The sequence below is a fragment of the Variovorax sp. RCC_210 genome (genome assembly GCF_041355175.1).
Lineage (GTDB): Bacteria > Pseudomonadota > Gammaproteobacteria > Burkholderiales > Burkholderiaceae_C > Variovorax.
This window is the reverse complement of sequence record NZ_JBFUPJ010000010.1, coordinates 155416-179995: the sequence shown is the minus strand read 5'-3', so window position 1 is coordinate 179995 and position 24580 is coordinate 155416. Positions and strand designations below refer to the sequence as shown.

24 protein-coding genes are annotated in these 24580 nt (G+C 67.9%); 15 read left to right on the top strand and 9 right to left on the bottom strand.

The genetic code is table 11. The annotated features are described in order from the left end of the window. Nucleotides 1-16 precede the first annotated feature (16 nt). Nucleotides 17-1381: an aspartate aminotransferase family protein gene (locus tag AB6807_RS25645; protein WP_371086742.1), complete on the bottom strand. Its 1365-nt coding sequence runs from the start codon at nt 1379-1381 to the stop codon at nt 17-19. Between the two features lie 165 nt (nt 1382-1546). On the opposite strand from AB6807_RS25645, the gene AB6807_RS25640 reads away from it, so the two are divergent. Then, nucleotides 1547-2473 carry a GntR family transcriptional regulator gene (locus AB6807_RS25640; protein ID WP_371086741.1) on the top strand — a complete coding sequence of 309 codons (927 nt, stop codon included), beginning with the start codon at nt 1547-1549 and terminating at the stop codon, nt 2471-2473. 19 nt (nt 2474-2492) lie between these two features. Continuing rightward, the gene (locus AB6807_RS25635) at nt 2493-3749 is read left to right on the top strand and encodes a serine hydrolase domain-containing protein (protein WP_371086740.1); all 1257 of its coding nucleotides are present in this window, start codon (nt 2493-2495) and stop codon (nt 3747-3749) included. Here the strand turns inward: AB6807_RS25635 and AB6807_RS25630 are convergent, their stop codons facing one another. Continuing rightward, nucleotides 3750-4151, bottom strand: a complete 402-nt coding sequence (locus AB6807_RS25630; RefSeq protein WP_371086739.1) for a hypothetical protein — start codon at nt 4149-4151, stop codon at nt 3750-3752. A gap of 30 nt (nt 4152-4181) precedes the next feature. Further along, nucleotides 4182-4565, bottom strand: coding sequence for a response regulator (locus AB6807_RS25625; protein WP_116907235.1), 384 nt, complete (start codon nt 4563-4565; stop codon nt 4182-4184). 243 nt (nt 4566-4808) lie between these two features. Here AB6807_RS25625 and AB6807_RS25620 point away from each other — a divergent pair, with 243 nt between their 5' ends. The 5 genes from AB6807_RS25620 to AB6807_RS25600 all read left to right on the top strand — a co-directional run bounded on the left by AB6807_RS25620 (nt 4809) and on the right by AB6807_RS25600 (nt 8962). Continuing rightward, entirely contained in the window at nt 4809-5150 is a 342-nt protein-coding gene (locus AB6807_RS25620; protein ID WP_165840257.1) for a response regulator, read from the top strand. Nucleotides 5151-5271: 121 nt separating this feature from the next. Beyond that, on the top strand, nt 5272-6075 hold the full coding sequence (locus AB6807_RS25615; RefSeq protein WP_371086738.1) for an acetoacetate decarboxylase family protein: 804 nt from the start codon (nt 5272-5274) through the stop codon (nt 6073-6075). 22 nt (nt 6076-6097) lie between these two features. Further along, complete coding sequence (locus AB6807_RS25610) at nt 6098-6910, top strand: AraC family transcriptional regulator (protein WP_371086737.1); 813 nt, start codon at nt 6098-6100, stop codon at nt 6908-6910. Between the two features lie 36 nt (nt 6911-6946). After that, a complete protein-coding gene (gene dusA / locus AB6807_RS25605; RefSeq protein WP_371086736.1) occupies nt 6947-7948 on the top strand; it encodes a tRNA dihydrouridine(20/20a) synthase DusA in 1002 nt (333 codons plus the stop codon). Between the two features lie 228 nt (nt 7949-8176). Further along, a complete protein-coding gene (locus AB6807_RS25600; protein WP_116907239.1) occupies nt 8177-8962 on the top strand; it encodes an IclR family transcriptional regulator in 786 nt (261 codons plus the stop codon). A gap of 117 nt (nt 8963-9079) precedes the next feature. On the opposite strand, the gene AB6807_RS25595 is transcribed toward AB6807_RS25600, so the two are convergent. After that, entirely contained in the window at nt 9080-9721 is a 642-nt protein-coding gene (locus AB6807_RS25595) for a GntR family transcriptional regulator (protein ID WP_371086735.1), read from the bottom strand. Between the two features lie 129 nt (nt 9722-9850). On the opposite strand from AB6807_RS25595, the gene scpA reads away from it, so the two are divergent. From scpA to AB6807_RS25560, 7 genes are all read left to right on the top strand, one after another. Further along, a complete protein-coding gene (gene scpA, locus AB6807_RS25590) occupies nt 9851-12013 on the top strand; it encodes a methylmalonyl-CoA mutase (RefSeq protein WP_371086734.1) in 2163 nt (720 codons plus the stop codon). Between the two features lie 14 nt (nt 12014-12027). After that, nucleotides 12028-12501 carry a GNAT family N-acetyltransferase gene (locus AB6807_RS25585; protein ID WP_116907242.1) on the top strand — a complete coding sequence of 158 codons (474 nt, stop codon included), beginning with the start codon at nt 12028-12030 and terminating at the stop codon, nt 12499-12501. A gap of 44 nt (nt 12502-12545) precedes the next feature. Beyond that, complete coding sequence (meaB, locus tag AB6807_RS25580; RefSeq protein ID WP_371086839.1) at nt 12546-13544, top strand: methylmalonyl Co-A mutase-associated GTPase MeaB; 999 nt, start codon at nt 12546-12548, stop codon at nt 13542-13544. 81 nt (nt 13545-13625) lie between these two features. Then, on the top strand, nt 13626-15170 hold the full coding sequence (locus tag AB6807_RS25575) for an acyl-CoA carboxylase subunit beta (RefSeq protein WP_116907243.1): 1545 nt from the start codon (nt 13626-13628) through the stop codon (nt 15168-15170). A 20-nt stretch (nt 15171-15190) separates the two neighbouring features. Beyond that, the gene (gene accC / locus AB6807_RS25570; RefSeq protein ID WP_116907244.1) at nt 15191-17239 is read left to right on the top strand and encodes an acetyl-CoA carboxylase biotin carboxylase subunit; all 2049 of its coding nucleotides are present in this window, start codon (nt 15191-15193) and stop codon (nt 17237-17239) included. Next, complete coding sequence (gene bioB, locus AB6807_RS25565; RefSeq protein ID WP_371086733.1) at nt 17239-18285, top strand: biotin synthase BioB; 1047 nt, start codon at nt 17239-17241, stop codon at nt 18283-18285. The genes accC and bioB overlap by 1 nt, the downstream gene beginning before the upstream one ends. After that, nucleotides 18282-18830: a VOC family protein gene (locus AB6807_RS25560; RefSeq protein WP_371086732.1), complete on the top strand. Its 549-nt coding sequence runs from the start codon at nt 18282-18284 to the stop codon at nt 18828-18830. Before bioB ends, AB6807_RS25560 begins: the two co-directional genes overlap by 4 nt. Here the strand turns inward: AB6807_RS25560 and AB6807_RS25555 are convergent. Beyond that, nucleotides 18820-19317 carry an Lrp/AsnC family transcriptional regulator gene (locus tag AB6807_RS25555; protein ID WP_116907247.1) on the bottom strand — a complete coding sequence of 166 codons (498 nt, stop codon included), beginning with the start codon at nt 19315-19317 and terminating at the stop codon, nt 18820-18822. The two genes, AB6807_RS25560 and AB6807_RS25555, sit on opposite strands and share 11 nt — an antisense overlap. A gap of 119 nt (nt 19318-19436) precedes the next feature. Between AB6807_RS25555 and yedA the strand changes: the two genes are divergently transcribed. Next, on the top strand, nt 19437-20345 hold the full coding sequence (yedA, locus tag AB6807_RS25550; protein WP_371086731.1) for a drug/metabolite exporter YedA: 909 nt from the start codon (nt 19437-19439) through the stop codon (nt 20343-20345). A 16-nt stretch (nt 20346-20361) separates the two neighbouring features. Here the strand turns inward: yedA and AB6807_RS25545 are convergent, their stop codons facing one another. From AB6807_RS25545 to AB6807_RS25530, 4 genes are all read right to left on the bottom strand, one after another. After that, on the bottom strand, nt 20362-21000 hold the full coding sequence (locus AB6807_RS25545; RefSeq protein WP_371086730.1) for a LysE family translocator: 639 nt from the start codon (nt 20998-21000) through the stop codon (nt 20362-20364). Between the two features lie 8 nt (nt 21001-21008). Beyond that, complete coding sequence (locus tag AB6807_RS25540) at nt 21009-21638, bottom strand: RnfABCDGE type electron transport complex subunit B (protein ID WP_371086729.1); 630 nt, start codon at nt 21636-21638, stop codon at nt 21009-21011. 19 nt (nt 21639-21657) lie between these two features. After that, nucleotides 21658-23124, bottom strand: coding sequence for a polyhydroxyalkanoate depolymerase (locus tag AB6807_RS25535; protein ID WP_371086728.1), 1467 nt, complete (start codon nt 23122-23124; stop codon nt 21658-21660). Between the two features lie 157 nt (nt 23125-23281). Continuing rightward, nucleotides 23282-24478, bottom strand: a complete 1197-nt coding sequence (locus AB6807_RS25530; protein WP_371086727.1) for an amino acid aminotransferase — start codon at nt 24476-24478, stop codon at nt 23282-23284. Between the last annotated feature and the right edge of the window lie 102 nt (nt 24479-24580).

Here is a 24580-nt window from a genome sequence, read left to right as displayed (position 1 = left end):
TGCTTTCTTGCGGAATTCAGGCGGCCACGTCGGTGGCCTGCGCGGTCTGCGCGATGGCGGCGCGCAGGCTGTCGACGATCTGGTCGATGTGCTTGCGCTCCAGCGTGAAGGGCGGCGACAGCGCGATGGTGTCGCCCACCGAGCGCACGAGCACGCCGGCGTCCAGGCAGTGCTGCGCCACGGCCTGCGCATGCGTGCCGGGGCCGGCGGCCCACGGTTGCAGCTCGATGCCGGCGAGCAGGCCCACGTTGCGCACGTCGGCCACGCCCGGCAGGCCGCGCAGCGCGTGCAGGCATTCCTCGAAGTAGGGAGACAGCGCGCCGGCCTGGGCGATGAGCCCGTCTTGCATGTACGCGTCGAGCGTGGCCATGGCGGCGGCGCAGGCCAGCGGGTGGCCCGAGTAGGTGTAGCCGTGCGACAGCTCCACCGCGCTCACGCTGCCCTGCATGAAGGCGTCGTGCACCGCGCCGCGCATCAGCACCGCACCCATGGGCACGGCGCCGTTGGTCAGGCCCTTGGCGGTGGTGATGATGTCGGGCACCACGCCGAACAGGTCGGCCGCAAAGTTCGCGCCCAGGCGGCCGAAGCCGGTGATGACCTCGTCGAAGATCAGCAGCACGCCGTGCCTGTCGCAAATTTCGCGCAGGCGCTTCAGGTAGCCGCGCGGCGGCGGCAGCACGCCGGTGGAGCCGGCCACGGGCTCGACGATGACGGCGGCGACGGTCGATGCGTCGTGCAGCGTGAGCAGCGCTTCGAGCGCGTCGGCCTTCTCGATGCCGTGCGCGGGCTCGCCGCGCGAGAAGGCGTTGCGCGCCAGGTCGAGCGTGTGGGGCAGGTGGTCCACGCCGTTGAGCAGCGGCCCGAAGGTGCTGCGCTGGCGGCCGATGCCGCCCACCGAGATGCCGCCGAAGCCCACGCCGTGGTACGCCCGCTCGCGCCCGATGAGGCGGTAGCGGCCCGCGTCGCCGCGTGCGCGGTGGTAGGCCACGGCGATTTTCAGCGCGGTGTCCACTGACTCGGAGCCCGAGTTGGTGAAGAACACGTGGTCCATGCCCGCGGGCGCCATCTGCGCCAGGCGCTCGGCAAGCTCGAAGGCGCCGGGGTGGCCGATCTGGAAGTTGGAGGCGTAGTCGAGCACGTCGATCTGCGCCTTCATGGCCGCGCTGATGCGCGGGTTGCGGTGCCCGGCGTTGACGCACCACAGGCCGGCGATGGCATCGAGCACGCGGCGGCCGTCGGCCAGGTCGTAGTACAGGCCTTCGCTGCCGACGATCAGGCGTGGCGCTTGCTTGAACTTGCGGTTGGGGGTGAATGGCATCCAGAAGGCCTCGAGCGAGGCGGGTGCTTGGGAACGCGAAGACAGGGTGTCGGCTGGGGCCACGAGGTTTTCTCCGTTGGGAATCGACCCGGTGCCCGGGCCGTCGTGGCGCTGATCTTGAAATTTAAATTGTATTTTTGGTGCGAGTTGTACATGGTTTTTTAGCACCAAAAATACAAAACCCCGGCGATGATCGGCCCCGGACCGCGACGTACGGAGAACCCCTGAATGGCCGAACAGTTGGAACAATTCGAGAAGGCGATTCCGCCGCTCACCCAGCGCGTGAGCCGCTACATCCTCGACCAGGCGCTGGCCGGCGGCTACGAAAACGGCCGCCACATGACCGAGTCCGACCTGGCCGGGCGGCTCGGCATTTCGCGCACGCCGGTGCGCGCGGCGCTGCGCTTTCTGCATGAGCGCGCGCTGCTGGCCCACGTGCCCAACCGCGGCTACACGCTGGTGGCCGACCGCGAGGCGCTGGGCCGGGCCCGGCGCGAGATGCCCGAGGACGAGGAAAAAACCCTGTACTACCGCCTGCTGCGCGACCGCCTCGCCGGCAAGCTGCCCACGCGCGTGAACGAGCTGGAGCTGGCGCAGACCTACGCCGTGCCGCGCCCGCTGCTGCGCACCGTGCTCACCACGCTGCTGCAGGACGGCGTGCTGCGCGGGCGCCACTACCAGCGCTGGGAGTTCACCGAAACGCTGGACTCGGTCGAAAGCGAACGCGAGAGCTACCGCTTTCGGCTCACGGTCGAATGCGCGGGCCTGCGCGAGCCCGGCTTCCAGGTCGACCTGCAGCGGCTGCTGGCCTGCAGGGAGCGGCAGCAGGGCCTGCTGGTGCATGCCTCGCGCTATTCGTGGATGGACTTCTTCGAGGCCAACGCGCAGTTCCACGAGCTGCTGGCCAGCGCCTCGGGCAACCGCTTCTTCCTGGACGCGGTGCAGCAGCAGAACCGGTTGCGTCGCATGTCGGACTTGTCGGACTACCCGCTGGTGAACATCGACCTGCTGCACAAGTCGTGTCACGAGCACCTGGAAATACTGGACGCGGTGGAGCGCAACGACCTGGCCACCGCGGCCGAACACATGCGGCTGCACCTGAGCCGCGCCAGCGACCTGCTCGAACGCCGCGTGCAAGGCGTGCTGGGCGACTGAACACCCTTTCTTCCCTTTCATGACACACGACGACAACACCGCGCTGGCCGATGGCTGGCGCCATGGATTTCCCACGGCCGGCGCACCGGTCGAACGCCCGCGCGCGCGGCCGATCTTCCAGGCGCCGCAGAACCGCTGGGCGTTCTCGCACCTGCGCGAGTTGCAGCCGACGCGCAACGTCGCACGAGCGCCGGGGCAGGGGCAGGAACAGGTTCAGCGGCCGGTGTCGGTGCTGCCGCGCGCGATGCGACCGGAGCTCGACGCCTTGCGCTTCGCGCGCTTCGGCGATGGCGCGCCGACCGACTGGCTCGGCGCGCTGGAGGCCATCTGCGCCGACGGCGCCGTGGTGCTGCACCGCGGGCGCATCGTGTACGAGCGCTATTTCGGCGCGCTCGACGAGCATGGGCAGCACATGGCGATGTCGGTCACCAAGTCGGTGGTCGGCACGCTGGGCGCCATGCTCGCGGCCGACGGCACGCTGGACGAACACGCGCGGGTCGCGCACTACATCCCCGAGCTGGCCGCCAGCGCCTTCGGCAGCGCGACCGTGCGCCAGGTGATGGACATGACGACCGGCATCGACTACTCGGAAGACTATGCCGACGCCGAGGCCGGCGTGTGGAAGCACGCGCGCGCCGGCGAGCTGCTGCCGCGCCCGCCGGGCTACGCGGGTGCCGAGGGCTATCGGCAGTTCCTGCAGACGGTGCAGGGGCAGGGCGTGCACGGCGAGGCCTTTGCCTACCGCACCGTCAACACCGACGTGCTGGGCTGGCTCATCGGCCGCGTCACCGGCGAGCCGTTGGCGAAGGTGCTGAGCGAGCTGATCTGGTCGCGCCTGGGCGCCGAGCAGGACGCGGCCTTTGCGGTCGACGGGCAAGGCGCCGACTTTGCCGGCGGCGGCCTGTGCACCGGCCTGCGCGACCTGGCGCGGCTGGGCGAAATGATGCGGCTCGGCGGCTTCTTCAACGGCACGCAGATAGTGCCGGAGGCGGTGGTGGCGGACATCCGGCGCGGCGCAGACCCGGCGCGATTCGCGCTCGCGGGCTACACGCGGCTGGCCGGCTGGAGCTATCGCAACATGTGGTGGGTGGCGCACGACGCGCACGGCAGCTTCACCGCGCAGGGCATCCACGGGCAGGCGCTGCACATCGACCCGGTGGCCGAGATGGTGGTGGCGCGCTTCGCCTCGCACCCGCTGGCCGCCAACGCGCATTTGCCGACCTCGATGCCGGCGTTTCGCGCGATGGCCGCGCACCTGATGGGCGAGGCAGGTTGATCAGCCGGTGATGAGCGCCGGGTCGACCACGCGCACGCGGTGGTCGACGTAGTAGCCGCCGAACTCGGTGTAGCGCAACACCAGCCGCGTGCACGACGCGCAGCGGTACACGTCGCAGCGGTTGTACGGAAAGTGCGCCACCGAGATGGGTGCGTCGGGCGAGTCGTAGCGCGTGCCGGCAGGGTGCCATTCTTCGAAGGTCGGCTCATGCAGCTCGGGGTCGCGCAGCGTGCCGACGCGCTGCATCAAGGCTTCGGGCCAGCGTTCTTCGGTGATGCTTTCCCAGGCGGTGGCGGCTTGTAGGCGACACGGGCAGGGCGTTACTGCGGACGCTTCGTCGCGCGTGGTGGCCAGTTGCTTCAGCCCGGCAGCGTCCAGCAGGGGTGGGGACGTGGTGTTCATGCCCCCGAGTTTGCTTGAGCGCGCCTTCGTCTACCGGCGAGGGGAAATGTTCAGCTGCTTGCAGAACTCGTAGAAGGCCTCGAGCTGCAGCGACTTGTCGAACACCGCATCCACGCCCGCGGACAAAGCGCCTTCGCGCACTTCGGAACTCGCATAGTTCATGAGCACCACCGTGCGCTGCGACGGCGACTTGTGCTCCTTCAGGTACTGCGCCACCGTCAGGCCGTTGCCCTCGGCCAGGAAGATGTCGATCACCGCCGCGTCCCAGCCCTCGGGGTTTTCCTTCAACCAGTGGATGGCGTCGTCGGAGGTGGTGGCGTTGCCGATGACATCGCATTCGCAAAAATGTTGCAGCCCGTCGGTCAGTGTGTCGGCGATCAGCGGGTTGTCTTCTATCAGGTAGATGCGGGTCATCTTTGTGGCGCTCTGAAGCTCTCTTGTGCTCTCGTGTCTCGTTGTCGTGGCCCGGCTTGTCTCGCGCCGAGGCCGCAATTGTCTCCCGCGAGGCGGGCCAGCGAGTCGGACAACACCGCCATCTGTCGTAGATCCCTGCGCGCGGACCACCCTGCGCAGCGCATGGCGGCGGTTTGTCTGGAAAAATGCAAATCAATGACAACCGAACCGTTTCCATCGTCGGCAGAACAGAAAAAACTCCGCGTGCTCCTCGTCGAGGACGACGCCGACACCCTTGCCACCACCTTGAAACTGCTCGAAGCCATGGGCCACTGGGCCACCGGCGTGCGCAGCGCGGAGGCGGCCATCGCGCGCTTCTTCGACGGTGCGTTCGACGTGGTGCTGGTCGACATCGGCCTGCCCGCGTTGTCGGGGCATGACTTTGCGGAGCGCCTGCTGAGCGACCACCGCGTGCCGGTGGTGTTCGTTACCGGGCAATCGGAACCGGCCACGGCCATGAAGGGCACGGTGTGGCTGCGCAAGCCGTACACGGTCGAGCAACTGACGGCAGTGCTGGAGCAGTCGCAGGCCGCGGTCGAGCCCTGAGTTCCTTGAGTTGTAGAGCCGGCGCCTGAGGTACGGCCAGGCCGCCGCATCACTGGCGCATCACTGGCGTACAAGACCGCGCGGCGGGCGTGACCTATCGTGCGGCGGTCTTGAACTTGCAATGCTTTCCCAGATGCCGCAGTCTTTCACCGCTCCGTTCACCGCTCCCTTCACTTCTTCCGGCCGCAGCGCGCTCGTGCAGGCGCCGCCCTGGCACTACGCCGGCTGGCTCGTCAACGTGGCCTTCGAGTTCGACGCCGCGCGCGGCGCCGCGCTGGTGCCCGCGGAACTCGGCGCGCCCACCGGCAACGGCTGCGTGCACTTCGCCGACTGGCAGGCCTGCGGCGACGACGGGCAGGAGCTGCTGGACCCGGTGTACGCGCAGTACCGCGAAACCATCGTCGTGCTCGAGCTCGCGGGCCGGCCCGGCGAGGCCGCGCGCTTCTATTGCCCGCTGATCTATGTGGACCAGGACATCTCGCTGCTGCGCGGTTGGCTGCAGGGCTGGCCCAAGAAGATCGGCCACACCTGGCTCACGCGCAGCCTGCCGCTGATTCACCCCGCGGCCTCGCCGCTTTCCAGAGGAAGCCGGCTGGGCGCGAGCCTGAGCGTGAAGGAGCGGCGGCTGGTCGATGCCTCGGTCACGCTCACGGGCGAGAAGGCCGAGCGGCTGGGTTTCCTGGGCGCGCCCACCATCGGCGCCGTGGGCTGGCCCGACCTGACGCAGCCCGGCAGCGTGGCGACGCCGCGCTACCTGCGCGCGGACATCATCGACCGCGTCGAGTCGGGCTGGACCGGCGGCACGGCGACCCTGAAGTTCCACGAACACCCGGTCGAGGAACTGGCCCTGCTCGGCGAGGTGCGGGCGAGCACGGCGAGCGCGGGCTGGATGGGCATCACCGTGCGCGGTGCGCTCGCAGCCTGATGCTCGCGCCGAGTTCACCGGAATGACCCACGGCGCCGCCTCCCGCGTCATCAGCCTGCCGATGGAAGACGGCGCGCAGGTCGAGGCCATGTTCGCCGCCGACCCCAAGGCCCACTTCGACCTGCACTGGCATGCCGAGTGGAGCGTGGGCGCCATCCTGGAAGGGCGTTGCGAATTCACCTGCGCGGGCGAGCGGCAGGGGGCCGAAGCCGGCGACATGGTGGTGATGGCCCCCGGCATGCTGCACACCGCCGGCGTCAGCGCCCAGGGCTTTCGCATGGTCATGCTGTATGTGCAGCAGGCCTGGGTGGCCGAGCAACTCGGTTGGCCTGAGGCGCGCAGGGGCGTGCTGCACCGCACGGTGCGACGGGACGAGGCCGCGGCCCATGCGCTGGCCGCCGCCGCGCGCGCGGAAGATGGGGCCGCGCTGGGCCGGCTGCTGGCGCGGGTTCTTCGCGCGCAGACGGGCAACGAGCTTGTCGCGGTCGAGCGGCAGATGAGCGATGCACGCGTCGAGGCGGTGTGCCGGGCCCTGGCCACCGAGGACGCCTGCCACATCGACCCCGGCGTGCTCGCGCTGCGGCTGGGCGTGTCGCGCGAGCACTTTCACCGGCTGTTCCGCGTGGCCGTAGGCATGACGCCCGCGCACTACGCGCGGCTGGCGCGCATCGGCCGGGCCAAGGTGCTGCTGCGCGAAGGGCAGGCGGCGGCGGAGGTGGCGGCGCAATGCGGCTTCACCGACCAGGCGCATTTCTCGCGCTGGTTTCGCCGGTGCTTCGGGGTGACGCCGGGGAACTACATGGCCGTGCGGGGGCGGGTGGAAAACGCTGCGTGAGAAACTCGGGGGCTCGCCCGCCCGATGTCCGGGCCCATGCAGACAACCACAGGATCGCGCGTTTTGGAAGAGAAGGTCATCTCCGTTGCACCCATGATGGACTGGTCCGACCGCCATTGCCGGTACCTCCATCGCCTGCTGTCGCGCCACGCGCTGCTCTACACCGAGATGGTGACCACCGGCGCGCTGATTCACGGCGACGTGCCCCGTCACCTTCGCTTCAACGCCGAGGAACATCCCGTGGCGCTGCAGCTAGGCGGCAGCGAGCCGGCCGACCTGGCGCACTGCGCCAGGCTCGGCGAAGAGTGGGGCTACGACGAGGTCAACCTGAACTGCGGCTGCCCCAGCGAGCGCGTGCAGCGCGGCGCGTTCGGCGCCTGCCTCATGAACGAGCCGACGTTGGTGGCCGATTGCGTGAAGGCGATGGTCGACGTGGTCGGCATTCCGGTCACGGTCAAGCACCGCATCGGCATCGACAAGATCGAGAGCTACGAGTTCGTGCGCGACTTTGTAGGCACGGTGAGCGAGGCGGGCTGCCAGACCTTCATCGTGCATGCGCGCAACGCCTGGCTGCAGGGCCTGAGCCCGAAGCAGAACCGCGAGATTCCGCCGCTGCGCTACGAGCTGGTGCACCGGCTCAAGCACGAGTTTCCGGCCCTTAAGTTCGCCATCAACGGCGGCATTTCGGTGAACGCGCAGGTGCACGAGCACCTGCGGCTGCTCGACGGCGTGATGGTGGGGCGCGAGGCGTACCACAACCCCTGGTGGCTGGCCGAATGGGACGCGGAGTTCTACGGCGCCGCGCCGCAGGCGCTCACGCGCGAAGAGGTCGAGTCGCTGATGTGCGACTACATGGCCCGCGAAGCCGCCGAGCACGGCACCCACTGGTGGTCGATTGCGCGCCACATGCTGGGCCTGCGCAACGGCCTGCCGGGCGCGCGCCGCTGGCGCCAGGTGTGGAGCGACCACAAGCTGAAAACCCTGCCGCCGCATGAGGTGATGGCACTCGCGCACGAGCCTGCCACGCAGGCGGCCTGAGCCGGGTTCTCTTGCCGATTTGGCGCGGGTGGGTTCGTCGCTCGCTCGTCGCACCCAGCGGATTTCCCCGCTTTTTCTCTCCGCAAACGTATGCGGACGCGCCGCCATGCGCCCCATGCACCATTTCAGTGAAACGCTGTTCCGAAATTCCTACTTCTTGATAAGTGGCGCGTCAATGGGTTTTTGCTGAAAAATGGGGGGGTCAGGGAAATAAAAAGGCATGGATACATGAATGACGCGATCGGCGGCAAAGAAGAAGTAAGCGCGCTCGCACGCGGTCTGGCGCTCCTCAAGGTGATAGGGATGGCGCCAGCGGCCATCGGCAACAGGGAACTGGCGGATGCCACGGGCATCCCCAAGGCGACGGTGTCGCGCCTCACCGCCACGCTGGTGGGCGCGGGCTACCTGCGCCAGTCGGAAGACAGCGAGCGCTTCAGCCTCGGCCCCGCGCTGCTCGACATGAGCAGCCGCTACCTGCGCAATTTCGACCTGCGGACCATGGCGCGGCCCTATCTGGGGGAGCTGTCGGAGTCGGCCGGCGTGAGCGTGCATCTGACGGTGCGCGACGAGCTCGACATGCTGGTCATCGACTCGCTGCGGCCGCGCTCGGTGGTGATCAGCTCGCGCATCGACGTGGGCACGCGCATGACCATCGCCACCTCCGCGGCCGGCCGGGCGTTCCTGGCCGCGCTGCCCGAGCCCGAGCAGGCGGTGCTGCTGGAGCAGATCCGCCTGGAAAGCGGGGAGAACTGGGGCGCCATCGAGCCGCGCCTGATGGCCGGGCTCGACGAGTACGCGCAACACGGCTACTGCGGCTCCTTCGGCGACTGGAATCCGCACATCCATGCCCTCGGCTTCGCGCTGGAAGGGCCCCGGGGCGAGCGCTACGCCGTGAGTTGCGGCGGGCCGGCCTACTTGCTGCCCAAGGACGCGATGGTCTCGCGCATCGTGCCGATCCTGCTGGAGACGGCGCAGCGCATCGCCGGCGAGGCCGGCACGCTGAACCTGGACTGAAAAAAGAGCGGTGCAGTACGCGGGGCACCGCGGAACCGGCTTTGCCGGGCTGCAGGTGCCGCCCCCGGTAGGGGGTTGGAGGAGCGACACGAAGTGCGCGCAGCCTGGGGGCGAGCTTTATACAGCGGCTTCCAGGCCGTTGCGGAAATGCTCCTGCATGCGCGCCATCGCCGCCTCGGCGTCGCGCGCCTCGATGGCCGCCATCACCGCGCGGTGCTCGGCCAGCGACTCGCCGATGCGCCCGGCCTTCAGCAGCGAGTTGTGCCGGTTGAGCTTCATCACCTTGCGCAGGTCGGCCACCATCTGGTCGCGCCACTTGTTGTTGGCAATGGCCAGCAGGCACATGTGAAAGCGCTCGTTCACCGCGAAGAAGTGCTCGCGGTCTTCGGGCGTGGCCGCGGCCTCCAGCTCGGCGTGCAGCGCCTTCAGCTCGGCGCGCTGCGCTTCGGTGGCGCGCTCGGCCACCACGCTGGCGGCGTCGCTCTCCAGCAGCGAGAGCAGGTGGTACACGTCGGCCAGGTCCTGCTCCGACACCTCGGTCACGTAGGCGCCGCGGCGCACCTTCATCGTCACCAGGCCTTCGGCCGCCAGCACCTTCAGGGCTTCGCGCAGGGGGGTGCGGCTGATGCCGTATTCCTCGGCCAGCTTGAGTTCGTCGATCCAGCTGCCGGGCTCCAGCTCGCGGCGGAAGATCCGCTGGCGCAGCAGCTCGGCCACCTCTTCATAGAGGGCGCGGGGAGTGAGGGTGACGGCGGACATGGGCCGGACTGTACTGCAAAAAAGCTGTTTGAATTAATAATTACGGATGGAGTAGACTCGCGCCCGGCTTGCAAATCCGTGCGAGCGAATTTGCGAAATACCTTGCAGACCCTGCGAACGGCCCCCTTCATGAGCAGCACACCAGCACCCACCTTCAAGCCCGCCGACCTCGAGGCCTGGGCCAAGTCCGCGGCCAAGTCCGCGCCCGGTGGCGACGTGAACGCGCTGAACTGGATCACGCCCGACGGCATCAGCGTGAAGCCGCTGTACACCGCGGCCGACCTGCAGGGCCTGAAGTACACCGACACGCTGCCCGGATTCGAGCCCTACCTGCGCGGCCCGCAGGCCACCATGTACGCGGTGCGCCCCTGGACCATCCGCCAGTACGCGGGCTTTTCCACGGCGGAAGAGTCCAACGCCTTCTACCGCAAGGCGCTGGCCGCCGGCGGGCAGGGCGTGAGCGTGGCCTTCGACCTGGCCACCCACCGCGGCTACGACAGCGACCACCCGCGCGTGACCGGCGACGTCGGCAAGGCCGGCGTGGCCATCGACTCGGTGGAAGACATGAAGATCCTGTTCGACCAGATCCCGCTGGACAAGGTCTCCGTGTCGATGACGATGAACGGCGCCGTGCTGCCGGTGCTCGCGGGCTACGTGGTCGCGGCGGAAGAGCAGGGCGTGTCGCAGGAGCTGCTGAGCGGAACCATCCAGAACGACATCCTCAAGGAGTTCATGGTCCGCAACACGTACATCTTTCCGCCAGCGCCGAGCATGCGGATCATCGGCGACATCATCGAGTACACGGCGCAGAAGATGCCCAAGTTCAACTCGATCTCCATCAGCGGCTATCACATGCAGGAGGCCGGCGCCAACCAGGCGCTGGAGCTGGCCTTCACGCTGGCCGACGGCAAGGAATACGTGAAGACCGCGCTGGCCAAGGGGCTCGACGTCGACGGCTTCGCCGGGCGGCTGAGCTTCTTCTGGGCCATCGGCATGAACTTCTACCTCGAGGTGGCCAAGATGCGCGCGGCGCGCCTGCTGTGGTGCCGCATCATGAAGGAGTTCGAGCCCAAGAACCCCAAGAGCCTGATGCTGCGCACGCACTGCCAGACCTCGGGCTGGAGCCTCACCGAGCAGGACCCGTACAACAACGTGGTGCGCACCACCATCGAGGCCATGGCCGCGGTGTTCGGCGGCACGCAGAGCCTGCACACCAACGCGCTCGACGAAGCCATCGCGCTGCCCACCGAGTTCAGCTCGCGCATCGCGCGAAACACGCAGCTCATCATCCAGGAAGAGACGCACATCACCAACGTGATCGATCCCTGGGCCGGCAGCTACATGATGGAGAAGCTCACGCAGGACATGGCCGACGCGGCCTGGACCATCATCGAAGAGGTCGAGGCCATGGGCGGCATGACCAAGGCGGTGGACAGCGGCTGGGCCAAGCTGAAGATCGAGGCCGCCGCCGCGGAGAAGCAGGCGCGCATCGACTCCGGCAAGGACGTGATCGTGGGTGTCAACAAGTACAAGCTGAAGACCGAGGACGCGATCGACAGCCTGTCCATCGACAACGTGAAGGTGCGCGACCAGCAGGTGGCGCGGCTGCAGGCCATTCGCGCCTCGCGCGACAGCACCAAGGTGCAGGCCGCACTCGACGCGCTGACCGACGCCGCCGAGAACAACACCGGCAACCTGCTGGCGCTGAGCATCGACGCGGTGCGCCTGCGCGCCACGGTCGGGGAAATTTCTGACGCGCTCGAAAAGTCTTTCGGCCGCCACCGCGCCGACACGCAGAAGGTGACCGGCGTGTACGCCGCGGCCTATGACTCGGCCGAAGGCTGGGAAGCGCTGAAGACCGAAATCAACGCCTTCGCCGAAGCGCAGGGCCGCCGCCCGCGCGTGATGATTTCCAAGCTCGGGCAGGACGGCCACGACCGCGGCGCCAAGGTGGTGGCCACGGCCTTCGCCGACCTGGGCTTCGACGTGGACATGGGCCCGTTGTTTCAAACGCCCGAGGAATGCGCGCGCCAGGCCATCGAGAACGACGTGCATGCCGTGGGCGTGAGCACGCTCGCCGCCGGCCACAAGACGCTGGTGCCGGCCATCATCGAGGAGCTGAAGAAGCAGGGCGCGGACGACATCATCGTGTTCGTCGGCGGCGTGATTCCGCGGCAGGACTACGACTTCCTGTACGAGGCCGGCGTCAAGGGCATCTACGGGCCGGGCACGCCCATTCCGGCCAGCGCCAAGGACGTGCTGGAGCAGATTCGCGCGGCCGTCGCGGCCTGAACCGAAGCACCGACGTGAGCGATCTCTTGTCGCGGCTGTCGCTGCAGCCGGTGGACTCCAGCGATTTCGAGGCCATGCTGGCCCTGCGCGTCGACGCGATGCGCCCGAGCCTGGAGCGCGTGGGCCGCTTCGACCCCGAGCGTTCGCGCGAGCGGCTGAGCGCGGGCTTCGTGGTGCCGTTCATGCACCACATCGTGCTCGACGGCGACCAGCGCGTGGGCTTCGTCACGCTCAAGCCCGAGGGCGCCGATGCGCTGCGGCTGGACCACCTCTACCTGCGCACCGGCTTCCAGGGCCTGGGCATCGGCGAATGGGTGCTGCGCTGGGCCAAGGCGCAGGCGCGCGAGCAGCAGCGCGACATCGCGCTCACCGCGCTCGTGAAAAGCGACGCCAACCGCTTTTACCTGCGGCACGGCTTCGTGCTGGAGGGCGAGGAGGGCGTCGACCTGCATTACCGCTGGCGCGTGGCGTCGGAGGCGGCGTGCTGAACACGGTGCAGGGGCTCGAACAGGCGCTCGCAGGCACCGAGGGAATGCCGCAGCGCCGTGCCATCGCCAAGGCGATCACGCTGCTCGAATCCACACGCGCCGACCACCGTGCGCAGGCCGACGAACTGCTCACGGCGCTGCTGCCGCGCACCGGCAGTTCGTTTCGCCTGGGCATCTCGGGTGTGCCGGGCGTGGGCAAGTCGACCTTCATCGAAACGCTGGGGCTGCTGCTGATCGACAAGGGGCACCGCGTGGCGGTGCTGACCATCGACCCTTCTTCCACCGTGTCGGGCGGCTCCATCCTCGGGGACAAGACGCGCATGGAGCGGCTGTCGGTGCACGAGCGCGCCTACATCCGGCCCAGCCCTTCGAGCGGCACGCTGGGCGGCGTGGCCGAGAAGACGCGCGAGGCCATGCTGGTGTGCGAGGCCGCGGGCTACGACGTGGTCATCGTCGAGACCGTGGGCGTGGGCCAGAGCGAGACGGCCGTGTCGGGCATGACGGACATGTTCGTGCTGATGCAGCTGCCCAACGCCGGCGACGACCTGCAGGCCATCAAGAAGGGCGTGATGGAAATCGCCGACCTCGTGGTCATCAACAAGGCCGACATCGACAAGGACGCGGCCACGCGCGCGCAGGCGCAGATCACCTCCGCCCTGCGCCTGTTCGGCCACCAGGGCAACCCCGAGCACGCGCACGCGGTGCACGACGCGCACAGCGGCGCGCAGGTGCGCTTTTGGCTGCCCAGGGTGCTGCAGTTGAGCGCGCTCGCGGGCACCGGTGTCGACGCCTTCTGGGACGCCGTGAGCCAGTTCAGGCAACTGCAGACCGCCAACGGCAAGCTCGCCACGCGCCGCGAAAGGCAGGCCACCGCGTGGATGTGGGAGCGCATCGACGCCGGGCTCAAGCAGGCCTTCAAACATCACCCACAGGTGCGCGAGCTGCTGCCGCAGCTCACGCAGCAGGTGGCGCAGGGCAGCCTGCCGGCCTCCACGGCGGCACGCAGCCTGCTGGCGGCGGCGGCCATCACCGCGCGCCCGTGAACGACCCCAGGCGGCACGGCTCGGCAAAGCACAACACAGCACATCGCACAGCAATTCAGGACCACAGCTTCGGAACACACCATGCAAGAACTGATTGAACAACTCGAACAGCGCCGCGCCAAGGCGCGCCTCGGCGGCGGGCAGAAGCGCATCGACGCGCAGCATGCCAAGGGCAAGCTCACCGCGCGCGAGCGCATCGAGCTGCTGCTGGACGACAACACCTTCGAAGAGTGGGACATGTTCGTGGAGCACCGCTCGGTCGACTTCGGCATGGCCGAGCAGAAGATTCCGGGCGACGGCGTGGTCACGGGCTACGGCATGATCAACGGCCGCCTGGTGTTCGTGTTCAGCCAGGACTTCACCGTCTTCGGCGGCGCGCTCAGCGAGGCGCATGCCGAGAAGATCTGCAAGGTGATGGACCAGGCCATGAAGGTCGGCGCGCCCGTCATCGGGCTGAACGATTCGGGCGGCGCCCGCATCCAGGAAGGCGTGGCCTCGCTGGGCGGCTATGCCGACGTGTTCCAGCGCAACGTGATGGCCTCGGGCGTGGTGCCGCAGATCAGCATGGTGATGGGCCCGTGCGCGGGCGGCGCGGTGTACTCGCCGGCCATGACCGACTTCATCTTCATGGTGAAGGACAGCAGCTACATGTTCGTCACCGGCCCCGACGTGGTGAAGACCGTGACGCACGAGAGCGTGACGGCCGAGGAGCTGGGCGGCGCCATCACCCACACCACGCGCAGCGGCGTGGCCGACATGGCGTTCGAGAACGACGTCGAGGCGCTCATGATGCTGCGCCGCCTGTACAACTACCTGCCGCTGAACAACCGCGAGAAGCCGCCCGTGCGCCTGGGCAACAACGGCCAGGGCGACCCGGCCGACCGGCCCGACTACTCGCTGGACACGCTGGTGCCCGACAACCCGAACAAGCCCTACGACATCAAGGAACTCATCCTGAAGGTGGTGGACGACGGCGACTTCTTCGAGCTGCAGCCGGATTACGCGAAGAACATCGTGATCGGCTTCGCGCGCATGGAAGGCCAGACCATCGGCATCGTGGCCAACCAGCCGCTGGTGCTGGCCGGTTGCCTGGACATCAAGAGCAGCATCAAGGCGGCGCGCTTCGTGCGCTTTTGCGATGCCTTCAACATTCCGGTGGTCACCTTTGTCGACGTGCCCGGCTTCATGCCCGGCACCGGGCAGGAGTACGGCGGCATCATCAAGCACGGCGCCAAGCTGCTGTACGCCTACGCGGAGTGCACGGTGCCGAAGATCACCGTCATCACGCGCAAGGCCTACGGCGGCGCGTACGACGTGATGGCCTCCAAGCACCTGCGCGGCGACGTCAACCTGGCCTGGCCGCGCGCCGAGATCGCGGTGATGGGCGCCAAGGGCGCGGTGGAAATCATCTTCCGCGAAGACAAGAACGACCCCGAGAAGCTGGCCGCCCGCGAAGCCGAATACAAGGCGCGCTTCGCCAACCCGTACGTGGCCAGCGCCCGCGGCTACATCGACGACGTGATCCTGCCGCACGAGACACGCAAGCGCATCTGCCGCTCGCTGGTGATGCTGCGCGAGAAGAAGCTCGAGAACCCGTGGCGCAAGCACGGCAACATCCCGCTCTGAGCGGCACGGAGAAGAAGAACATGTTCAAGAAGATCCTGATTGCCAACCGCGGCGAGATCGCCTGCCGCGTGATCCAGACCGCGAAGAAGATGGGCATCCTGACCGTCGCCGTCTACTCCGACGCCGACAAGGAAGCCCGCCACGTCGAGCTGGCCGACGAGGCCGTGCACATCGGCGCGGCGCCCAGCCGCGACAGCTACCTGCAGGCCGACCGCATCATCGCGGCCTGCAAGAAGACCGGCGCCGAGGCCGTGCACCCCGGCTACGGCTTCCTGTCGGAGAACGAAGCCTTCGCGCGCAAGGTCGAGGAAGAGGGCATCGCCTTCATCGGCCCGAAGCACTATTCGATCGCGGCGATGGGCGACAAGATTGCCTCGAAGAAGCTCGCGAACGAGGCCAAGGTCAACACCATTCCGGGCTGGAACGACGCCATCGAGACGGCCGAGCGCGCCGTGGAGATTGCCAACGACATCGGCTACCCCGTGATGATCAAGGCCTCGGCCGGCGGCGGCGGCAAGGGCCTGCGCGTGGCCTTCAACGACAAGGAAGCCTTCGAGGGCTTCACCTCGTGCCGCAACGAGGCGCGCAACAGCTTCGGCGACGACCGCGTGTTCATCGAGAAATTCGTCGAGGAGCCGCGCCACATCGAGATCCAGGTGCTGGGCGACTCGCACGGCAACGTCATCTACCTGAACGAGCGCGAGTGCTCCATCCAGCGGCGCCACCAGAAGGTGATCGAGGAGGCGCCTTCGCCCTTCATCACCGACGCCACGCGCAAGGCGATGGGCGCGCAGGCCGTGCAGCTGGCCAAGGCCGTGAACTACCAGAGCGCAGGCACGGTGGAGTTCGTGGTCGGCAAGGACCAGAGCTTCTACTTCCTGGAGATGAACACGCGCCTGCAGGTGGAGCACCCGGTGACGGAATGCATCACCGGGCTGGACCTGGTGGAGCTGATGATCCGCGTGGCCGCCGGCGAGCCGCTGCCCCTCACGCAGGAGCAGGTGAAGCGCGACGGCTGGGCCATCGAGTGCCGCATCAACGCCGAAGACCCGTTCCGCAACTTCCTGCCTTCGACCGGCCGGCTGGTGAAGTTCCAGCCGCCCGCGCAGACCATGTTCGCCAGCGACACCGAGCACCTGAACGGCGTGCGCGTGGACACGGGCGTGTACGACGGCGGCGAGATCCCGATGTACTACGACTCGATGATCGCCAAGCTCATCGTGCACGGCAAGGACCGCAACCACGCCATCGCCCGCATGCGCGAGGCGCTGAACGGCTTCGTGATTCGTGGCATCAGCAGCAACATTCCGTTCCAGGCGGCGCTGCTGGCGCACCCGAAGTTCGTGGCGGGCGACTTCAACACCGGCTTCATCGCCGAGCACTACGGCAAGGGCTTCCACGCGGAAGACGTGCCGCATGCCGACCCGTCGTTCCTCGTCGCGCTGGCCGCGTACGTGCACCGGCGCTATCGCGCGCGCGCCTCGGGCATCAGCGGGCAGCTGGAAGGCCACGGCGTGAAGGTGGGCGAGCAGTTCGTGGTGGTCGAGCTGGGGCCTGAGGGCAAGCATGTGCACCACCCGGTGTCGGTCACCGACTTTCACGGCAAGACAGGCGCGAGCGCGGTGGCCGTGGGCGGCAAGAGCTACAAGATCGACAGCGGCTTTGCGCTGGGCGCCATTCGCGTGACGGGCATGGTCAACGACAAGCCCTTCACCGCGCAGGTGGAGCGCGGCGCGGGCAAGAACCCGCTGGCGCTGCGCGTGTCGCACGACGGCACGCAGATCGAGGCGACGGTGCTGTCGCCGCTGGGCGCGCGGCTGCTGGAGCTGATGCCCTACAAGGCGCCGCCCGACCTGAGCAAGTTCCTGATGTCGCCGATGCCGGGCCTGCTGGTCGAGGTGTCGGTGCAACCGGGGCAGCAGGTGCAAGCCGGCGAGAAGCTCGCGGTGATCGAGGCGATGAAGATGGAGAACGTGCTGTTCGCCACGCAGGACGGCGTGGTGGGCAAGATTTCGGCCAACAAGGGCGAATCGCTCGCGGTGGACCAGATCATCATGGAGTTCAACTGATGGGGGCCAACGACCTGCAACAGGCGATCACGCTGCACCGGCCCGCAAAGCCGTTAGAGCCCGTGGCTCCCCAGGCCGACGTGCGCTGGTCCGTCGAGGCCATCCAGGCGCTGCTCGACAAGCCCTTCATGGAACTGCTGTTCGAGGCACAGACCGTGCACCGCGAGCACTTTCCAGCGGGCGATATCGAGCTGGCCACGCTGCTGTCGGTGAAGACCGGCGGCTGCCCCGAGAACTGCGGCTACTGCCCGCAGTCGGCCGAGTTCGACACCGGCGTGAAGGCGCAGAAGCTCATGGAGGTCGACGAGGTGGTGCGCGCCGCGCAGGCCGCGAAAGACGCGGGCGCCACGCGCTTCTGCATGGGCGCCGCCTGGCGCGCGCCGAAGGACCGCGACGTGGAAAAGGTGGCCGTGCTGGTCGAGGCCGTGAAGGGCCTCGGCATGCAGACCTGCGCCACGCTGGGCATGCTGCAGCCGCACCATGCGCAGCAGCTGAAGGCCGCGGGCCTGGACTACTACAACCACAACCTCGACACCGCGCCCGAGTACTACACCGACGTGGTCGACACGCGCACCTACCAGGACCGGCTCGACACGCTGGCCCACGTGCGCAGCGCCGGCATCAGCGTGTGCTGCGGCGGCATCGTGGGCATGGGCGAGGCGCCGGTGCACCGCGCGGGGCTGATCGCGCAGCTGGCCAACCTGAACCCGTACCCGGAGTCGGTGCCCATCAACAGCCTGGTGCGCGTGCCCGGCACGCCGCTGGCCGACTCGGAGCCGGTCGACCCCTTCGACTTCGTGCGCATGATCGCGGTCGCGCGCATCACCATGCCGACCGCGCGCGTGCGGCTGTCGGCCGGGCGCCAGCAGCTGGGCGACGCGGTGCAGGCGCTGTGCTTCATGGCCGGCGCGAATTCGATCTTCTACGGCGACAAGCTGCTGGTGACGGGCAACCCCGATGTCGAGGCCGACACGGTGCTGCTGCGCAAGCTCGGCCTCGGCGCGCGCCAGGTGCAGGAAACAAGCGAGGAAGGTTGCGCCGCATGACCACCACGACGACCACGACCGCCATCCACACAACCCGCCCCTTCAAGGTGCTGGGCATCCAGCAGATCGCCATCGGCGGCCCCGACAAGCTGCGCCTGCAGACGCTGTGGGTCGACATGCTGGGGCTCGAGGTCACCGGCACCTTCAAGAGCGAGCGCGAGAACGTCGACGAGGACATCTGCGCGATGGGCGTGGGCCCGTTCAAGGTCGAGGTCGACCTGATGCAGCCGCTGGACCCCGAGAAGAAGCCGGCCGTGCACACCACGCCGCTGAACCACGTGGGCCTGTGGATCGACGACCTGCCCAAGGCCGTGGAATGGCTCACGGCGCAGGGCGTGCGCTTTGCGCCGGGCGGCATCCGCAAGGGCGCGGCGGGCTTCGACATCTGCTTCCTGCACCCGAAGGCGAACGACGAGTTCCCGATTGCGGGCGAGGGCGTGCTGATCGAGATGGTGCAGGCGCCGCCGGAAGTCGTTGCGGCATTCAGCGCGTTCGGCGCGTCCGCCGCGTCCGCCGCGTCCGCCGCGTCCGCCACTACGCGTTGAGCACCTTGCGGATCGGCGGCCTCACGTCGGAGCGCTGCGGCGGCAGCATGGCCTGGTGCTCGCGCGCGGGGTTCAGGATGATCGAGGTGGCCGTCTCGGTCAGGATGCAGAACTTGGTGACCACCGCGTCGAGGTGGCTCACGTCGATGACCGCGATTTCCAGCACCCAGCTGTCCTCGCCGGTCACGTTGTAGGCATTGACGCACTCGGGCGTGTCCTGCACCAGCTTCACGACCAGGTCGTAGTCGGCGCGGCCGACGCGGATGATGGCGCGGATGCCGTAGCCCAGCTTGCCCAGGTTGACGGTGGCGCGGTAGCCGCTGATGACGCCGGCCGCCTCCAGCTTTTTCACGCGCTCGGTCACGGCCGGCTGGCTCAGGTGCACGCGTCGGCCAAGCTCGGCCATCGAGAGGCGCGCGTCGGCCTGCAGCTCGGCAAGGATGCGGGTGTCGTGCGCGTCCAGCGCGGGGTTCAAGGCGAAGTCCATGCAAGTCCTTCAAATCGACGGTGGGGCGGTGGAAGAACCATGAAACCTGCATGGCTCGCGGGGGATGGCTTTCATACCATGCTTGGCATTCAACACCAAGAACCCAGAGACACCTCGCCATGTCGACACTCGTTTCTTCCACCAATGAAATTTCCACAGCACGTTCAGGCTTGCCGCCGCTGCTGTGGCTCTGCCTTGCCGCCACGTGGGTGGTCTGGGGCTCGACCTACCTCGCGATCAAGTACGCGCTGATCAGCTTTCCGCCGTTCCTGCAGATGGGCTCGCGCTTTCTGGTCGCCGGCGTGCTGCTGGCGGTGTGGATGCGCTGGCGCGGCGCACCGTGGCCCACGCGCGTGCAGTGGCGCAACGCCTTCGTCGTCGGCGCGCTGATGCTGGGCGGCGGCATGGGCGGAACGGCGAACGCCGAGGTGTCGATCGGCTCGGGGCTGGTGGTGGCGTTCATCGCGGTGATTCCGCTGTTGATCGCCTTGCTGAACCTGATCTGGGGCGTGAAGCCGTCGAAGCTGGAAGCCGCCGGCATCGCGCTTGGGCTGGTCGGCGTGCTGATGCTCACGCAGGGCAGCGGCTTCAAGTCGTCGCCCGCGGGGCTGGTGGCCATCTGCATCGCGTGCGTGTGCTGGTCGCTCGGCAGCGTGCTGAGCCAGCGCAGCCTGCCGCTGGCGCCGGGCGCGATGGGTTTCGCGAGCGAGATGCTGTGCGGCGGCGTGGTGCTGATGGCGTTGGCCGCGGTGTCCGGCGAAACCATGGGCTGGCCGTTGCAGGCCGAGGCCGTGGCCGCATGGGTCTACCTGGTGGTGTTCGGCTCGCTCATTGCCTTCAACGCCTACATGGTGTTGCTGGCGAAGGCGCCGGCCGCGCTGGCGGCAAGCTACACCTTCGTGAACCCGGTGATCGCGATGCTGCTGGGCGTGTGGATCGCCCACGAGACGGTGACGCGCTTCGAGTGGTACGCCGTGGGCGTGGTGCTGTCGGGGGTGCTGCTGCTGCTCTTCAAGCGCAGGGGCTGAAGGCGCGCTGCGTGCGTCAGGCGCCGGGGCGGCGCCACACGGCCAGCGTTGCCGCGAGCAGCCACATGCCCACCGCGCAGCCGCGGTTCATCGCCTTCAGCCCGCGTTGCGAAAGAAAGCGCACAGCCTGCGTGCCGGCGCCCGCGTAGGCCAGCATCACGCAGGTGTCGAGCGCCACGAACATCGCGCCGAGCAGCAGGTACTGCGGACCCTGCGGCTTCGCGATGTCGACGAACTGCGGCAGGAAGGCCGCGAAGAACAGCACCGTCTTCGGGTTCGACAGCGCCACGGCCAGGCTGCGCATGAGCGCGATGCGGCCCTGCGGGCGCTCCTGAGACGACGACCTGGCCATCGCGGTGCGCAGGTCGGCCGCTTCGCTTCGCCACAGCTTCACGCCCAACCACACCAGGTAGGCCACACCGGCGACGCGGATCGCGTTGAACAGCCATTCGGACGCCGCGAGCAGCGAGCCCAGGCCGAGCGCGACCACGGCGATCAGCGTGATGCTGCCGAGCGAGGCGCCCGCGATGCCCCAGCTCGCGCGGCGCATGCCGCCCTCGATGCCGTTGGACAGCGCCAGCAGCATCGTCGGCCCCGGGATCAGCGCAAGCGCGAGCGAGGCGACGACGTAGATCAGCAGGGTGTCGAGCGTCATGGCGTGCGTTATGGCTTGGGCGTCGGCGGGCGCTGCGATGCGGCGCGGGCCCGCGCCAGGGCTGCTTCGACGATGGAGCGCTTGCGCTCGCTGGCGTCTTGCGGGGCTTGCGCCGCGGCGGGCTGTTCTGCCAGCCGGGTGTCGGTGTTGCGGTGCTTGCCGTGCACCTCGTAGCGGTGCCGCGCATGGTCGGCCTGCTCGGCGGACCACGCCTGCCAGCCGCTGAGGCCGGGTGTCTCGACCTCGAGCGAGATGCAGTCGACGGGGCACACCGGAATGCACAGCTCGCAGCCGGTGCAGTGCGCCTCGATCACCGTGTGCATGCGCTTGTTGATGCCGACGATGGCGTCGGTCGGGCAGGCGTCCAGGCACAGGGTGCAGCCGATGCACCAGGCCTCGTCGATGACGGCCATGGCGCGCGGGCCTTCGGTACCAAACTCGGGGTTCAGCGGGAGCGCAGGACGCCCGGTGATGAGCGCCAGCCGTTCGATGCCTTGCGCGCCGCCTGGCGGGCACTGGTTGATGCCCGCTTCTTCATCGGCCACGGCCTGCGCGTAGCCTGCGCAGTCCGGGTAGCCGCACCGGGTGCACTGCGTTTGGGGCAGTGCGTTGTTGATGCGTGCGGCGAGTCCGTTCACTGGAGGAGGCGGGCGCGCTTCAGCGCGCGGCGCGGGTGCCGGGCTTCTTGCGGGCGGCGGCTTTCTTGGCGGCCGGTGCAGTCGCTGGGATGGGAGCGGCAGGCGCTGCCACGGTGGCGGCCTTTCTGGCCGGCGCCTTCTTGGCGGCGACAGCGGCGGTTCGGCGGGTCGGTTTCACCGTGTCTTCGGCGGCAAGCTCGCCCCGGTCGCCAGCGCGGCTCTGCGGCTCGTCGTTGGCGGCGATGAACTTCACCACCTTCGGGTACACCAGCTCGCGCCAGCGGCGGCCGCTGAAGATGCCGTAGTGGCCCGCGCCCTTGACTTCGTAGTGTTCGCGCTTGCTGTCGGAAATGCCGGTGCACAGGCTGTGCGCGGCCTCGGTCTGGCCCGAGCCGGAGATGTCGTCGAGCTCGCCTTCGACGGTGAGCAGGGCGGCGCCGCGAATGTCCTGCGGGCGCACGCGCTCCACCTGGCCGTCGGGGTTCTTCACGTCCCACGTGCCGTTGACCAGGTCGAACTCCTGGAACACGGTGCGGATGGTTTCCAGGTAGTAGTCGGCGTCCATGTCGAGCACGGCGTTGTACTCGTCGTAGAACTTGCGGTGGGCCTCGGCGCTGGCGTCGTCGCCCTTGATGAGGTCCTTGAAGTAGTCGTAGTGGCTGGTGGCGTGGCGGTCGGGGTTCATGGCCACGAAGCCGGTGTGCTGCAAGAAGCCGGGGTACACGCGGCGGCCTTCACCCGGGAAGCCTTGCGGCACGCGGTAGATCACGTTGTTCTCGAACCACTCGAAGCTCTTGTTCATCGCGAGGTTGTTCACCGCGGTGGGCGACTTGCGCGCGTCGATGGGGCCGCCCATCATGGTCATGGTCAGCGGCAGCGCTTCGCCGCGGCTGGCCATGAGCGACACGGCCGCCAGCACCGGCACGGTCGGCTGGCACACGCTCACCACGTGGCAGTTGCCGTACTCGGCCTGCAGCAGGCGGATGAACTCCTGCACGTAGTTGATGTAGTCGTCGAGGTGGAACTCGCCTTCGGCCAGCGGCACGAGGCGCGCGTTCTTCCAGTCGGTGATGTAGACCTTGTGGTCCTGCAGCATGGTGCGCACGGTGTCGCGCAGCAGCGTGGCGTAGTGGCCCGACAGGGGCGCCACGATCAGCACCACGGGCTGGCTCTTCAGCGTCTTGAGGATGTGCGGCTCGTCGGTGAAGCGCTTGAAGCGGCGCAGCTCGCAGAAGGGCTTGTCGAGCTCGATGGCTTCCTGGATGACGACGTCTTCGCCGTCGACCTTCACCGACTTGATGTTGAATTCGGGCTTTTCGTAGTCCTTGCCCAGGCGATACAGCAGGTCGTAGCCGGCCGCCATGCGTTGCGCCATGGGCAACTGGCCCCAGACGGCGCCCTGACCATAGAGTTTGGAGGCTGCCTGGGCGAAGTCCGAGAAGGGCTCCATCAAGGAACGCTGGGCTTCGTAGAGTTGATAGAGCATCGCTGGTCTTGGAGTGGAATGTTGCAGTGCAATATATCAGCGCATTCGCAGCGGTGCAGGGGGCCTAACCCCTATGCCGACGCTGTTGCGCGGCTACTTCTTCCACGGAGCGTGAAGGAATTGCCACGCAGGCGATTCCCTCACACTTTGCTGTCACCTAGATGACTTTGGCAATCGAGGCACACACGTGCTCGATGTTCTTGCTGTTCAGCGCGGCCACGCACATGCGGCCGGTGTCGGTGCCGTACACGCCGAACTCATTGCGCAGGCGCACCATCTGGTCCTTGGTGAGGCCCGAGTAGCTGAACATGCCGATCTGCGTGGTGATGAAGCTCATGTCTTCCTTCACGCCGGCGGCCTTCAGGCCGTCGACCAGCTTCTGGCGCATGGCCTTGATGCGCACGCGCATCTCGCCGAGTTCCTTTTCCCACAGAGCGCGCAGCTCGGGGTTGCCGAGCACCGCGGCCACCACGGCGCCGCCGTGCGTGGGCGGGTTGCTGTAGTTGGTGCGAATGGCGATCTTCAGCTGCGACAGCACGCGGCCGGCCTCTTCCTTGCTCTCGCACAGCACCGACAGGGCGCCCACGCGCTCGCCGTACAGGCTGAAGCTCTTGGAGAACGAGGTCGACACGAAGAAGGTCAGGCCCGCTTCGACGAACTTGGCGACCGCGGCGCCGTCTTCCTTCAGGCCGTAGCCGAAGCCCTGGTAGGCCATGTCGAGGAAGGGCACGAGGTTCTTCGCCTTGACGGCGGCAACCACCTGGTCCCATTGCTCGGACGTGATGTCGTAGCCGGTCGGGTTGTGGCAGCAGGCGTGCAGCACGACCACGGTGCCCGCGGGCGCCGCGTTCAGGGCGGCGAGCATGCCGTCGAAGTTGATGCCGCGCCTGGCGGCGTCGTAGTAGGGGTAGCTTTCGACTTCGAAGCCGGCGTTGGTGAACAGCGCGCGGTGGTTTTCCCAGCTCGGGTCGCTGATCAGCACCTTGGCGCTGGGGTTGAGCTTCTTCAGGAAGTCGGCGCCGACCTTCAGGCCGCCGGTGCCGCCGATGGCCTGGATGGTGGCCACGCGGCCGGAGGTGACGGGTTCGCTGTCGGCGCCGAAGACCAGCGCCTTCACGGCGTTGTCGTACGCGGCGATGCCGTCGATGGGCAGATAACCACGCGCCGTGGGCGCTTTCATCATGTTCTGCTCGGCCGCCTGCACGCATTCGAGCAGGGGCAGCTTGCCGTTGTCGTCGTAATAGACGCCGACGCCGAGGTTGACCTTCTGGGGGTTGGTGTCGGCGGCAAATTGCTCGTTGAGGCCGAGGATCGGGTCGCGCGGTGCCATTTCGACCGCGGTGAACATAGACATGGAAAGGTCCTTTGGGATGAAAGCTTCGCTGGCAACCGGACTTGCGCTACGCTTTCCGGTTGCCTTGAATTTTACCGGCGTGATCGCCACCTGTCGGGAACA